Here is a 12,724-nt window from a genome sequence, read left to right on the forward strand (position 1 = left end):
TGCTTGGCTTTCTCTATTTTCACTGCTCCTCAAATTCCTGATCGAAAATTGCCAAACCTTTTATCATACCATAGAAAACTTTTGCAAGAGTTCTCTTGCGCGGTCATGCCAGACCAAGCTGGAGGGGTTGGGGTGGCTGGGGGAGAAAATTGCGATCGCGTTATTGTATGTTGTGTTTTAAAGGTTAACCGACATTGGGGTAAAAGCTTTTAGTGTAAAACATTTAGCCCGGATTAACGCTCAAGCGATCGCGCGTATGTCTCATTTGCCTCTTGCAGTTCACGGCGTAATCGTTCCATCACGACTGGTGGATTAACCGCTTCTGCCCACTGTAAAAAATCTTTTTCAGTATTGTCGCCGCCTACGTCACAAACACCAATTACAATGTTTTGGCGAGTCTCAGCACTGGCGAAAACTCCAGCACTATCTAATTCTCGTAGTACCTCAAGACATAACTGCTGTAATTGTTGATCGTCCAGTTCCATCAATCCTGTCTCATGAGCCTGGGCAAGTAACTGATTCGCTCTAGTAAAAAAATTTGCATCATAGTTAGCATACCAGCCATCTTCGGGGCTGGCCCAGCGTAATTGAATGCGTTGATGATTAATGAATTGTTCATCTTCCCTACCTTCATCGGCTGCATAAAATCTAGCAATACGCAATAATCCTTCTTCAGTTGCAGCCACAGCTTCTACAGAGGTTCCTTCCCAAGAAGCTTCCAGAAGAAATCCATACATTGTTTCGTTAGCCCAATCGTGCCTAAAAGCTGCTAAAAAATTTTTAATACCAGTAGCGATTGCATCACGAATTGCTGAAAACGCTTGTTCCCGTTTCTTGGTCATGCAAATAACTCCGCATTATTTTACAATCGTTACTTAAATATAATACGTGGTTCATTATAATACTAAATACTCATCAGTAAGGGGAGCAAAAATACTGTAATTAATAACTTTAAAGCTCAATAGTGCAAGTAAAAAAAATTCAGAAACCAATCTATTTCGCTCTTTAATTTTGTCTATTTATCAAGGTTTGTAGTAGCCAATGCAGAGTATCTTGATTGCGCTGTCGAAGTTAGCAGATAGAAAAACTATTTATTAAGCATTTCACAGCAAATGGCGGAATTTTTCATCAATCTTTGCGATACCCTAAAGGTGGGCAACAAAGCCTATCTCAAACCCTTATATATTCAGCTTTGCGATAGGTACGAAAATTCGTTGCTTAGTTATTTCTTACTTCTACTCAATTCCCTAAAATTAACCAGATTGCTTCACAAGGAATGGAGAATCGACATCTAAAAGCCAATTCTCATCAATAAATTCTAGATTTTCATCATAAACAAGAACCAATTCACCAAGTTTTTGAGCATTCCTACTTGCAGTTTTCGTATTATCAACAGCATCAGCTATGAGCAAAAACTTTAGTTGTAAAAAACGTTCTTTGTGAGTAACGCCTATTGAACTGCTAACTAATTCTGCTTCTAGGGTACGAGGTAACGTAATTTTCTCATAATATTCATCTTGTTCATCCCAATAGCCACACACTTTATAATCGCAATGGTCAAGATATTCTTGAACAAGAAGATTAGCATCTAAACTTTGTAATATTTTAGTTAAATCTTGCCAAACTTGATGATTTTTTAATTCGAGTCTTATCATAGTTATGTGGGTTTAATGTTCTGTTACCAAACCAGAGAAGTGCAATATATCATCAATGAATTTTGCATGAAATCGACGGTCGCCACCTTTACCTAAGACTTTAGATTTCAAATCGTAGCCAGATTCTTGGGAAGCCACCAACCCAACATTACTGCGAGGAGATACAAGCCCTTTCTCAATGGCTTTTAAATGTTTCCCCTTCTGATCATATTTTAATCCCAGCTTTATTTGTTCGCTGCCAAATGAAACTAGCAGACCACTGATTGAAAGATATACAGTATCAGGTTAAATATCTGCCCAATTATCGGGTAAAGCTTCCATTAAATTAATACTTGTATAGTAGAAGCATAATTTACTTAAGTATAATAGCTAACAACATTTTTAAAATTAACGTGAGTCTCCGTTGGAAACTCACGTTAGTTAAAGCAATAAATCACACAAGCTAGGAAAGAATTTCAATACTCTTGTGTTTGATCGCGTTCCTCCTGTTCTGCTTCCAGAATCGCTAATAAAAGAGCTTCTTCCTGAATTTCAAACTCATCTTCGGGAATTTCTCCCATATCAAAAGCAAGTTGGAGTGCAAGAAGTTGCTTGCTGAGATTCTCTTTATCATCAATTTCAGTACTCGCGTGTTCTAAAATTTTTTCCCCAAGCCACGTTACCCCCATTAATGGGCCAGTAATCGGTAATAGTAAGAAGCGCAGAACCATATTGCTTTAAACTTGTGTGGACTTATCAAAGGTATCCTCTCAAGACCGTAATCATGCTGATGACATAAATATTAAACATTACTAGTCTTGTGTTGATGCCAAAATGCGTTGGATTTGAGTCCAGTTAAGGCTGATTGACATCTGTATTTTATATTTGCAATGTAAAAAAAATACCTTTGCATGACATTCCTATTTTAGGAGGTACTTAGAGTTTGACAACAGTATTAAATGCATCTCCCCAGCGATTTGTCAATACACCTGCTGTTCAACGCGTCGCTCAACGTGCTTTGCGCTATCTACAGTCAGGTTTTTCAATACATTTGCGTGGTGCAGCCGGAGTCGGAAAAACTACTCTGGCAATGCATCTCGCTGATTTGCTCAACCAGCCGATCATCCTCTTATTTGGAGATGATGAGTTTAAAACCTCAGACTTGATTGGTAATCAATTAGGTTATACCCGTAAAAAGGTTGTTGATAACTTCATTCATAGCGTTATCAAAGTTGAGGATGAACTCCGACAACATTGGGTTGATGCACGATTAACCCTAGCTTGTAAAGAAGGATTTACGCTGGTTTACGACGAATTCAATCGATCGCACCCGGAGGTAAATAACGTTTTACTCTCCGTACTTGAGGAGAGGTTGTTAGTATTACCAACAAACCAACATCGAGCCGAGTATATCCGCGTTCATCCTCAGTTTCGGGCAATATTAACATCAAATCCTCAAGAGTATTGTGGAGTTCATGCAACTCAGGATGCTTTGATGGATCGTGTGATTACCATCGATATGCCTACACCTGATGAACTGAGTCAGCAGGAAATTGTAGTTCATAAAACAGGCATAGATTCTGAGAAAGCAGAAAAAATCGTGCGCTTAGTACGGACGTTTTGGAGTCGATCTGGTTCTGGACAAGGCGGTGGATTGCGTTCCTGTCTGATGATTGCCAAAATCTGCCACGAACACGAAATTTCCGTCAACCCTGGAGATCCTAGCTTCCAAGATATTTGTGCCGATATCCTGCTTTCTCGCACGAATCAACCTCTCATAGAAGCAACTCGGCTACTGGAAGAGGTTTTAAGTGAATTCTATCATAGTATAAATACTCAATCTCAGTCGTCAAAGATAATACCAAACAACCAAGATCAGATTATTGTATTGGAACAACGAGTACCTTACGAGCATGAAGTCTACAACTACCTGTGTAATTCTCCAGGAAGACGTTTCTCTGAATTGGCAGTAGAACTAGGGATCGATCGCAGTCAAATTGTGGCTGCACTCAAGTCTCTCAGAGAGCAGGGAGTATTAGTCCAAATGCAGGGCAATGCCGAGTCGCCGAACATCTCACAAACAGTTGCTCTTGATTCTGGCCATTTAATAAACAAATGAGTACTAATACTAATCGGGGAGCTATCACCACATCAACTCAAGGTTCTACCTTGGCAGATATTCTAGAACGGGTTCTGGATAAAGGCATTGTTATCGCAGGAGATATTTCTATTTCCGTAGGCTCCACAGAATTGCTCAACATCCGAATTCGTTTGTTGATTTCTTCTGTTGATAAAGCCAAAGAGATTGGAATTAACTGGTGGGAGAGCGACCCCTATCTTAATAGTCAAACTCGCACCTTATTAGCAACTAATCAACAACTTCAAGAGCGTCTTGCCAGTCTAGAAACAGAACTGCGATCGCTCAAAGCACTCAATCCTATTAATCATCAGAATGCAGGCGATTAACAAATCAAAAGGTTCCGATTCTGGTTTAGCACCATTGTTACTAACGGTTGTTGAGCTGCTACGCCAACTTATGGAAGCTCAGGTGATTCGGCGAATGGATGCTGGCACTCTCAACGATCATGAGCTAGATCGAGCTGCCGAAAGCCTGCAACAGCTTGAACAACAGGTTGTTAAACTTTGCGAGATATTTGATGTTGACCCAGCCGATCTAAATATTAACTTGGGTGAAATGGGAAATTTACTTCCCCAATCTGGAGGATATTACCCCGGTGAAACCTCTAGTCAACCCTCTATTTTAGAACTCCTCGATCGCCTATTAAATACCGGTGTTGTGGTTGAAGGTGACTTGGACTTAGGACTAGCTCAGTTAAGCTTAGTTCATGCCAAGTTAAGACTAGTACTCACTTCTAAACCACTATAACTTTTTTATCGAACAGAATTCTGACTTCTGAATTCTGACTCCTGAATTCTTCTTAAACTAAATTATTCTTGGTAAGACATTCTTATGAGTTATGGCTTTTACATTTATGGAATTTTGACCTTGCCTGCTCCACAAAATTTAAATTTAGAGGGCTTAGATCGGCAACCCGTACAAATTAAAATTTTGGATGATTTTGCAGTCATCTACTCGGAAGCACAGCAAGAGCGTTATTTGGCCAGCCGTCGTAACCTGCTAAGTCATGAGAAAGTCCTTGAAGAGATCATGCAAGGAGGCGATCGCTATTTACTGCCCGTGCAATTTGGACTTTTGGTTTCAAGCTGGGAAACGGTTTCACAGCAATTAATTCGTCCTCATCAAGAAGAATTGACGCAAATGCTTGCGAAGTTATCGGGTTGCCGAGAAGTTAGTGTCAAAGTTTTTTGGGATACCGAGGCAGAAATTCAGGGACTATTGGCAGAACACCCAAATCTCAAAACCGAAAGGGATAAATTAGTAGGTCAACCCCTGAGTATGGAGCGGGTAATCCAAATAGGGCAAACCATCGAACAGGGAATGAGCGATCGCAAGCAAGGCATCATCGATGTATTTAAAAGCACGCTCAACTCTATTGCGATCGAGGTGGTAGAAAATACTCCCCAAATGGACACAATGATCTACAATTCAGCCTACCTAATTCCTTGGGAAGCAGAATCACAATTTAGCGAACACGTTGAAGCACTCGATCGCCAATTTGAAAACCGTTTGCGAATTCGTTACAACAATTTCACTGCCCCCTATAACTTTGCTCGTCTTCGATTAAGTACAACGGCGTAAATATTTGTAGTTGGGATGATGCAGGAGGGAAGAGGATTTTAGTCTAGTTTATCTTATTAATTATGGTTAGGTTTTTTTCACCGACTTACTTGTTCAGTTCCAATTAAATTAATTCCTCTCCCTATTGATACCGTTTCTTTTTGATGCTGTGCCAAATCATAGTTTTTTTTTAACGCAAAGGTACGCAGAGATTTTCTCAAGTTAATTCGCTATGTTCAAAAATATTTAGAGGCATTTCATAGAGAATTGGTATGAACAGCAATAAAAATTGAAACTGTTGATTTTTTTTTAGAAATTAAATTTTTCTCTACCTTTTATTTAAGTAAAATCAATGGACGACATATTTAAAGGATTTGAACACCTATTAGAAATTGCCAAAGCTTTAGAAGAAAAAGTAGAGAAAGGGGAGTTAAAAACTTCTATTCAAATTCGGTCTCATAATCTCAGTAGTATTCCCCGGCAAGGCAATATTCCGAGAACAAGGAGTTCCAGCCGAGTCAGATCCAATTCCACCGATGCAGCTACACCAATGGATGATGCTGATGTCACCCCCCCATCAGCTCGGACGAACTCAAAAACTTCTTGGCAAGGTATCGGCGGCTTGGCTGATGTTCTCCAAGAAATCAGAGAGTTAGTTGAAATTCCACTTAAACGTCCAGATTTATTGGTGAAATTAGGGTTAGAGCCTCCGCGTGGGGTTTTGCTCGTTGGCCCGCCCGGTACGGGAAAAACTTTAACATCCCGTGTTTTGGCAGAAGAGTTAGAGTTAAACTACATTGCCATCAATGGCCCAGAGGTGATGAGCAAGTATTACGGGGAAGCAGAAGCTCGTTTGCGAAGTATTTTTGAGAAAGCAACTCGTTCTGCTCCCTGCCTGATATTTATTGACGAAATTGACAGCCTTGCCCCAGATCGCAGCCAAGTGGAAGGTGAAGTTGAAAAAAGACTAGTGGCGCAGTTGCTTGGGTTAATGGATGGGTTTGCCAAAACCGAGGGCGTAATTGTATTAGCGGCAACAAATCGTCCCGATTATCTCGATCCGGCGCTGCGTCGTCCGGGACGCTTCGATCGCGAAGTTCAGTTTCGGGTTCCCGATCGCAATGGACGATTGGAAATTCTGACGATTTTGACAAGTGCCATGCCCTTGGAGACTTCAATTAATTTAGGTGCGATCGCCGATTTGGCTGTCGGTTTTGTGGGTGCGGATATCAAAGCTCTTTGTCAAAAAGCAGCTTACATTGCCCTTCGTCGTCAAGTCCCCTCACTCAACAGTCCCATTCCTGAGAACATGACTGTCACGCAGCAGGATTTTCTCGAAGCCATTAAGGAGATAAAACCCTCAGTTCTCAGGGATGTAGCAATTGAAGTACCTAGTGTCAGTTGGGATGACATTGGTGGTTTGGATGATGTGAAACAAAAACTTCAAGAATCTGTTGAAGGCGCACTCCTTTATCCCGAACTATACGAGCAAACCAAAGCCAAGCCTCCCCGTGGGATTCTGTTGTGGGGGCCGCCGGGAACGGGAAAAACATTACTTGCAAAAGCGATCGCATCCCAGGCTAGAGCCAACTTTATTGCTGTGAATGGCCCGGAATTACTCAGCCGATGGGTAGGTGCCGCAGAACAGGCAGTCAGAGAACTCTTTCGCAAAGCTCGGCAAGCAGCTCCTTGCGTTGTGTTTATAGATGAAATTGATACCCTGGCACCAGCACGGGGACGATTCACTGGTGATTCTGGGGTTAGCGATCGCGTTGTCGGTCAACTACTCACCGAATTGGATGGGTTGCATGAATGCCCGAAAGTACTGTTAGTAGGAGCAACCAATCGTCCAGAAGCGCTCGATCCTGCCTTGCTCAGAGCCGGAAGATTGGACTTACAAATAAAAATCGATCTACCAGATCGAGCCAGCCGATTAGCGATTTTACGAGTTCACAATCTAGATCGTCCCTTGGTTGATGTCGATTTAGAAACCTGGGCGACAGTTACCGAGGGTTGGAATGGTGCAGATTTGGCTTTGTTGAGCAATCAAGCTGCTTTAAGCGCAATTCGTCGATACCGCGCCCAAGGATTGACTGACTCCAGCTTGATTCAGATTACAAATGATGATTTCCAAGTTACATACCAAATGCTTGCTAATCAGCACTATGAGGTCTTATAGATCCCCGACTTCTTAAAGAAGTCGGGGATCTAAATACCCGCACTTGAAAAACGCAGAAATTCAGTATTTATACAGGCTTAATGTACTTAATAAGTATCCAAAATTTATGTCAATATACGCCTATGCGCTTCTAGTCCCGATCACATCACCACTTGTTCTACCCTTCGGGATGGAAAGGAATATTGAACTCGTTTACTCTTCTGGTTTAGGTGCGATCGTAGAGCCGGAAATCTCACTGGAGGCAATACAGGCAACGGATGAGCGTTTACTTCAAGCTGTATTAAACCACGATCGCGTGATTCGAGAACTTTTTCAACAAACTCCCCTTCTTCCCCTACGCTTTGGGAGGGGTTTTACCTCGCAAGAAAAACTACTGAATCATCTAGAAAAGCACCAAGAGCAATATCTAGAAGTCCTAACTCACCTAGCAGACAAAGTTGAGTACACCTTAAAAATGACACCTTGTGATTTACTTGACGATTCTGACAATATTGATGCTAAGGGAAAAGCCTATTTATTAGCTAAAAAACAACGCTACCAAACACAGCAAGCATTTCAAGCACAACAATGCGAACAGTGGGAACTCTTGAGCCAGTTAATTCTCAAAACATATACAAATGTTATCTGTGAAACTCGACAGTCAGATGTGCGGCAAATCCACTTTTTGGCACAGCGCAACGATTCAACGCTCAGTACGCAGCAGTTTTCCCTCTGGCAGGTACAATGCTCGCACTGGCAATTGGCACTGAGTGAACCTCTGCCACCCTATCATTTTCTAGAAAATACTCTCACATAAATTCATAAAAAATAATATTTAAAACTTTACCAGAAAAAATAAAGATGAGATAATTTTTTATTTATTTTTTTATTTTCTTATATTTATCTTATATTTTTGGGAACACTAAACTCAGGAAGAATAAAACACATTGTGTAAGTTTTACCTACTGCTCAATCAGAGCAAGATGAAATAAATAATTAGAGTTGTGAGAGGAAAAGAAAATGGCTGTTGAAAAAGTTAACTCATCTTCAAGTCTGGCTGAAGTTATTGACCGCATTTTGGACAAAGGAATTGTAATTGATGCTTGGGTACGTGTTTCTTTAGTTGGTATTGAACTACTATCAATAGAAGCTCGGATTGTGATTGCTTCAGTTGAAACCTATTTAAGATATGCCGAGGCAGTTGGTTTAACATCTCAGGCTGCTGTTCCATCTGCTGCTTAACACCACATTAGAAAAAGGGAGTCTTTACCCCGTGCTGACAGCACGGCTTTAAAGTAATGAGTAAGGAGTAATGAGTAATGAGTGGATGAAAAATGGGTATTTACTCATTACTTATTACTTATTACTCCTTCTTAAGAGTGCGTACCCAACTCTTGGAGAGGCTGCGCCAACAGGAACGCCAAGGGAGAACACGGCGGTGAGGATGTCAAGGCTTCTAAGCTGATGCGCGTTTAAAGTATATAAACACTCTTGATTGACGGGTTTTGAGTTAACAATCATCATTCATCAGTCATCAGGTAAATGTATAAATTAAATGCGTAATAGCTTATTTAATATTTCTAGTTAACACAATAGGAGATTTCAGCTGATGGCTCTCAAGAATTTATGGGAACAAGAGCGATCGCAGCGATTACAAATAACTGCTGAACGCCGTCAAAAAGTTAACCAGTGGAAACAGCTAACTCAACAAGAACTTCAGCTGCAAGCAGATGTGCTTCATCAAGAATTGAGCAGTTTTGTTACCAGCCTTGACAACAACAGAAAGTTACAACAGCAGCAATTTCAGCAAGAGATTGTCGAGCGGCAATTGGAAATATTGCAAATAAAAACAGATGTCTCGCAACGCCAGCAAGAATACCGCCAACAGCGATCGGTAAAGGCTCAGGCATTATTCCAAAACTTGCAAAATTTTCGGGAAATCTTACATAACAGTGTTTGGGGCGATTACAGTACCGAACAACCAGTTTCCCCGACTCCTTCTAAAGAAGAGAAATCAGTTGTAACAGTTCCAAAATGGTCAATTTCCCGTTCTGCAATTAAAGCTAATGGTTTTCGTCCTTCTGCCAATGCGATGACTAAGAAAGTGCCTGCCTTGAATGCAGATAATACTATTAAATCTAAAGTGCAGCAATACATTCAGCAAGCTGAAGGAGCTACTCTGATAGAAATTGAAGAAGTGATAGGCTTAAGCCGGGTGCAAACGATAGATATTCTGCGCTCCTTGATCAAGCAAGGCGTACTAGAACAACGCGATCGCCAATATTTTATTCGGCAACAAGCAATTTCTGGACAAACTTAATTCAAGCTGATTTTTTGTATTTGCAGACTAGCGGTTGGGCGATCGCTTATGTCTATCGCCTTAAGCAGCAGCATACAAAATCGATAAGCATTAAAGCTGGTCTATGCTTTGTAGTATTCAACATTTCCATCTTTTTCCGGTCTGTATTGCAACTACATCTATACAAGCAATTTGCTCAATAGATGTAACATGGCAACAAGTTAACCTATTAATAATTAGTTAACCTATTAATAATTAGAAAAAGAGCTGAAATCTTTGTTCAAGTTTCCGGCTTTTAACTTTAAAGATATCCAGATTAGAAAAGGATATAACAAGTTTGGGTAGCTCAATCAAGGTTTTGAACTGGGCTATTGGCAATCTCACAATAAAGTTAGTAAGCTGGATGGTTTGAGCAATTCTAATGTAAATGCAAAACTCTAGATATATTAGGAGGTGCGATCCATTGTGAATCAATTGATCGAGCAACTTCAAACTAAATTATTTACAGGCAGGCTAAATCTTGAAGCAAGGGATGGGCCGACTTGGACGCTATATTTTCGTTTAGGACGATTAATTTGGCAGGGTGGCGGTTCTAATCCCGATGAGCGATGGCGACGACACTTGTTGCGGTACTGTTCTAATCTGGATGTGACACAGTTGGAGCAGCTTGTCTCTCCCCAGGAAAATTATCGCGAGTATTCCATTCTTGCTAAGTTGCGAGAACAAAAATTAATCGAACAACAACAACTTGTTAGCCTGATTGCAAGCTCAATCACTGAAGTCCTGTTTGATATAATGCAGTACATTGAAGCCAAGAGGAATAGCAATAATCCAGCAGGGCAGTTGTCACCTACTACCGTTGTTGGTGAAGTTCCTGGGGTTCTCCTAGCTGTAATACCAACAGAGGAAGTTTTGAAACGGGCTACACAAGCCTGGCAAGAATGGCAAAATGCAGGACTGGCAACCTACTCGCCCAATTTATTTCCGATAATTCAAAAAATTGAGTTACTCCAAGGACAAGCATCCTCTAAACAGATTATTGCTCTAGTTGATGGCACAAAAACTTTACGAGGTCTAGGGCAAAAAAGCGGTCGGGATGTCTTAGCTTTGACTCGGTTATTGATGACATTGGTAAAAACAGGGGCGATCGCTTTTTCACCTACCCCAAAGCTCAGGCAGGTTGTGATTAGTAAAGAAACTGGCAACCCCTCCAGTGCAGTTAATAATTCCAATTCTTCACTAAAGATAGAAGAGGACACTGTTTTACAAGTTGCACCCAATTTCAACAAAGTTGCTCCCCCAGCGAATAGTAAAGAAACTGGCAACCCCTCCAGTGCAGTTAATAATTTCAATTATTCACTGAAGAAAGAAGAGAACACTGTTATACAAGTTGCCCTTCCAGCAGCTAGTAAAGCAATTATTGATGTCTCAAGACCTTTAGTAGCCTGTGTGGATGATAGTCCGATGATCTGTCGCAGTTTGGAGGAAATTCTCACCCATCAAGGTTATCGCTTTGTTGGCATTCAAGATTCTTTGACGGCAGTTTTAAACCTAATTAAAAGCAAGCCAGACTTCATTTTTTTGGATCTTTTGATGCCAAAAGTAAATGGCTATGAAATTTGTTCTCAAATCCGTAAAACTCCAAGTCTCAAAAATGTGCCGGTTGTAATCTTAACGGGGAAAGATGGAATAGTAGATCGGATGCGAGCAAAATTAGTAGGGGCAACTGACTTTATGGGTAAACCTGTAGAAGCAGACAAAGTACTCAATGTGCTTCACAAGTATTTAAGCGTTTAGGTTGAAGTGGTAGTTATGACAGTGACTCCCCTACATCCATTTTTAAAACCGATTGTGGATGGTAAATTGCTCTCTAAATCTAGCTTGGTGTTAATTTATTTGTCGCCATTATTTTTCAAATTCTGAATTAAATAGTTAGGAAAAAAATGAAAAAAGTTCTTTTAGTTGAAGATAGCCTCACAGAATCCGAAAAGATGACACGTTACCTAGAGCAAGGAGGATATTCAGTTTATGAAGTTCGCAGTGGTGAAGAGGCTCAACTGCGGTTGAAACAACAAAAACCTGACTTGATCTTACTAGATTTGATTTTGCCAGGTCAAAGTGGATTTGAGTTCTGCCGCAAGTTGAAAGCCGATCCGACAACAAAAGGAATCCCGGTAGTGATTTGCTCAACTAAAAACACAGATGTTGATAGAACTTGGGGCAATATGAGCGGTGCTGATGGCTATTTAGTCAAACCTGTAGATGAAAATACCTTGCTCCAGACTGTTAATAAATTTATTCGCTAAAGGAAACTAGGGCAATGGTACAGGCCAACGATAGCTTTTCTTCGCTACCCATAAATAGCCAATTTCGACTTGAAAACTCTTCTCAAGGAAACAACCAGAGGTTTTTAAGATTTCCGTTGAATGGAAAGGTAAATGGGTTACTCCCATTAGCTGATTTGCGGGGAGTAATTCAAGTTGCACTGACCGAGATTTTGCCAGTACCGCAGGTAGCAGAATTCTTGTTAGGCATAATGAATTGGCGGGGAGAAGCGATCTGGATTCTTGATTTAGCAGCTTTGTTGGGAGCAACACACTGGTGTCGGCGAGAAGGTGTGCGTAACTCTGGCATGGCGATGCTTGTTCAAGTCCAGAATCAAACCGTCGGGCTGTTGGTAGAGCAAGTCAATACCATTGAAGTTCACGATCCTCAAGAGCGGTTAGAGGTTTCGACATCGATGTTACCTGCACGACTAGGCTCATTCTTACAGGGTTACTTTGTGGATTCTCAAGGTAGCCCTTTGATGTTACTTGACACCCAGGTTGTGATTCAAGCCCTTCAGCCTCTTTAAAGTTCAGAGCTTCCTATACAACTCCAAGGGCGGATGCACACAGTCCTCCGCTCTGCATTCTGCTTCTCAACTCCGACAA

16 protein-coding genes are annotated in these 12,724 nt (G+C 41.0%); 12 read left to right on the forward strand and 4 right to left on the reverse strand.

Annotated features, from left to right (window positions below):
• On the forward strand, positions 1 to 181 hold a 181-nt coding region (locus V7L31_RS16895; RefSeq protein ID WP_334697309.1), incomplete at its 5' end, for a hypothetical protein.
• 52 nt (positions 182 to 233) lie between these two features.
• On the opposite strand, the gene V7L31_RS16900 is transcribed toward V7L31_RS16895, so the two are convergent.
• From V7L31_RS16900 to V7L31_RS16915, 4 genes are all read right to left on the reverse strand, one after another.
• Positions 234 to 842 carry a DUF4303 domain-containing protein gene (locus V7L31_RS16900; protein ID WP_334697310.1) on the reverse strand — a complete coding sequence of 203 codons (609 nt, stop codon included), beginning with the start codon at positions 840 to 842 and terminating at the stop codon, positions 234 to 236.
• Positions 843 to 1,253: 411 nt separating this feature from the next.
• Positions 1,254 to 1,655 (reverse strand): hypothetical protein, encoded by a 402-nt coding sequence (locus tag V7L31_RS16905; protein ID WP_334697311.1) that lies wholly within the window; start codon positions 1,653 to 1,655, stop codon positions 1,254 to 1,256.
• A gap of 12 nt (positions 1,656 to 1,667) precedes the next feature.
• Entirely contained in the window at positions 1,668 to 1,793 is a 126-nt protein-coding gene (locus tag V7L31_RS16910) for a hypothetical protein (protein WP_334697312.1), read from the reverse strand.
• Between the two features lie 317 nt (positions 1,794 to 2,110).
• The gene (locus V7L31_RS16915) at positions 2,111 to 2,365 is read right to left on the reverse strand and encodes a gas vesicle protein GvpG (protein WP_334697313.1); all 255 of its coding nucleotides are present in this window, start codon (positions 2,363 to 2,365) and stop codon (positions 2,111 to 2,113) included.
• A gap of 212 nt (positions 2,366 to 2,577) precedes the next feature.
• On the opposite strand from V7L31_RS16915, the gene gvpN reads away from it, so the two are divergent.
• The 11 genes from gvpN (at position 2,578) to V7L31_RS16970 (ending at position 12,645) form a co-directional block, all read left to right on the forward strand.
• A complete protein-coding gene (gene gvpN / locus V7L31_RS16920) occupies positions 2,578 to 3,753 on the forward strand; it encodes a gas vesicle protein GvpN (RefSeq protein WP_334697314.1) in 1,176 nt (391 codons plus the stop codon).
• A complete protein-coding gene (locus tag V7L31_RS16925) occupies positions 3,750 to 4,100 on the forward strand; it encodes a gas vesicle protein (protein ID WP_096576415.1) in 351 nt (116 codons plus the stop codon). The genes gvpN and V7L31_RS16925 overlap by 4 nt, the downstream gene beginning before the upstream one ends.
• Positions 4,087 to 4,521 (forward strand): gas vesicle protein K, encoded by a 435-nt coding sequence (locus tag V7L31_RS16930; RefSeq protein WP_334697315.1) that lies wholly within the window; start codon positions 4,087 to 4,089, stop codon positions 4,519 to 4,521. Before V7L31_RS16925 ends, V7L31_RS16930 begins: the two co-directional genes overlap by 14 nt.
• Positions 4,522 to 4,605: 84 nt before the next feature.
• On the forward strand, positions 4,606 to 5,355 hold the full coding sequence (locus V7L31_RS16935; RefSeq protein ID WP_334697316.1) for a GvpL/GvpF family gas vesicle protein: 750 nt from the start codon (positions 4,606 to 4,608) through the stop codon (positions 5,353 to 5,355).
• 331 nt (positions 5,356 to 5,686) lie between these two features.
• Positions 5,687 to 7,513, forward strand: coding sequence for an AAA family ATPase (locus V7L31_RS16940; protein WP_334697317.1), 1,827 nt, complete (start codon positions 5,687 to 5,689; stop codon positions 7,511 to 7,513).
• Positions 7,514 to 7,619: 106 nt separating this feature from the next.
• Positions 7,620 to 8,309, forward strand: a complete 690-nt coding sequence (locus V7L31_RS16945) for a GvpL/GvpF family gas vesicle protein (protein ID WP_334697318.1) — start codon at positions 7,620 to 7,622, stop codon at positions 8,307 to 8,309.
• A gap of 203 nt (positions 8,310 to 8,512) precedes the next feature.
• On the forward strand, positions 8,513 to 8,734 hold the full coding sequence (gene gvpA / locus V7L31_RS16950) for a gas vesicle structural protein GvpA (protein WP_012408764.1): 222 nt from the start codon (positions 8,513 to 8,515) through the stop codon (positions 8,732 to 8,734).
• Positions 8,735 to 9,101: 367 nt separating this feature from the next.
• Positions 9,102 to 9,812, forward strand: a complete 711-nt coding sequence (locus V7L31_RS16955; RefSeq protein WP_334697319.1) for a gas vesicle protein GvpC — start codon at positions 9,102 to 9,104, stop codon at positions 9,810 to 9,812.
• Positions 9,813 to 10,256: 444 nt separating this feature from the next.
• The gene (locus V7L31_RS16960; protein ID WP_334697320.1) at positions 10,257 to 11,588 is read left to right on the forward strand and encodes a response regulator; all 1,332 of its coding nucleotides are present in this window, start codon (positions 10,257 to 10,259) and stop codon (positions 11,586 to 11,588) included.
• A 146-nt stretch (positions 11,589 to 11,734) separates the two neighbouring features.
• Entirely contained in the window at positions 11,735 to 12,097 is a 363-nt protein-coding gene (locus tag V7L31_RS16965) for a response regulator transcription factor (RefSeq protein ID WP_069071669.1), read from the forward strand.
• A 14-nt stretch (positions 12,098 to 12,111) separates the two neighbouring features.
• Complete coding sequence (locus V7L31_RS16970; protein ID WP_334697321.1) at positions 12,112 to 12,645, forward strand: chemotaxis protein CheW; 534 nt, start codon at positions 12,112 to 12,114, stop codon at positions 12,643 to 12,645.
• Positions 12,646 to 12,724 lie beyond the last annotated feature (79 nt).

The organism is Nostoc sp. (assembly GCF_036916655.1).
Lineage (GTDB): Bacteria > Cyanobacteriota > Cyanobacteriia > Cyanobacteriales > Nostocaceae > Nostoc.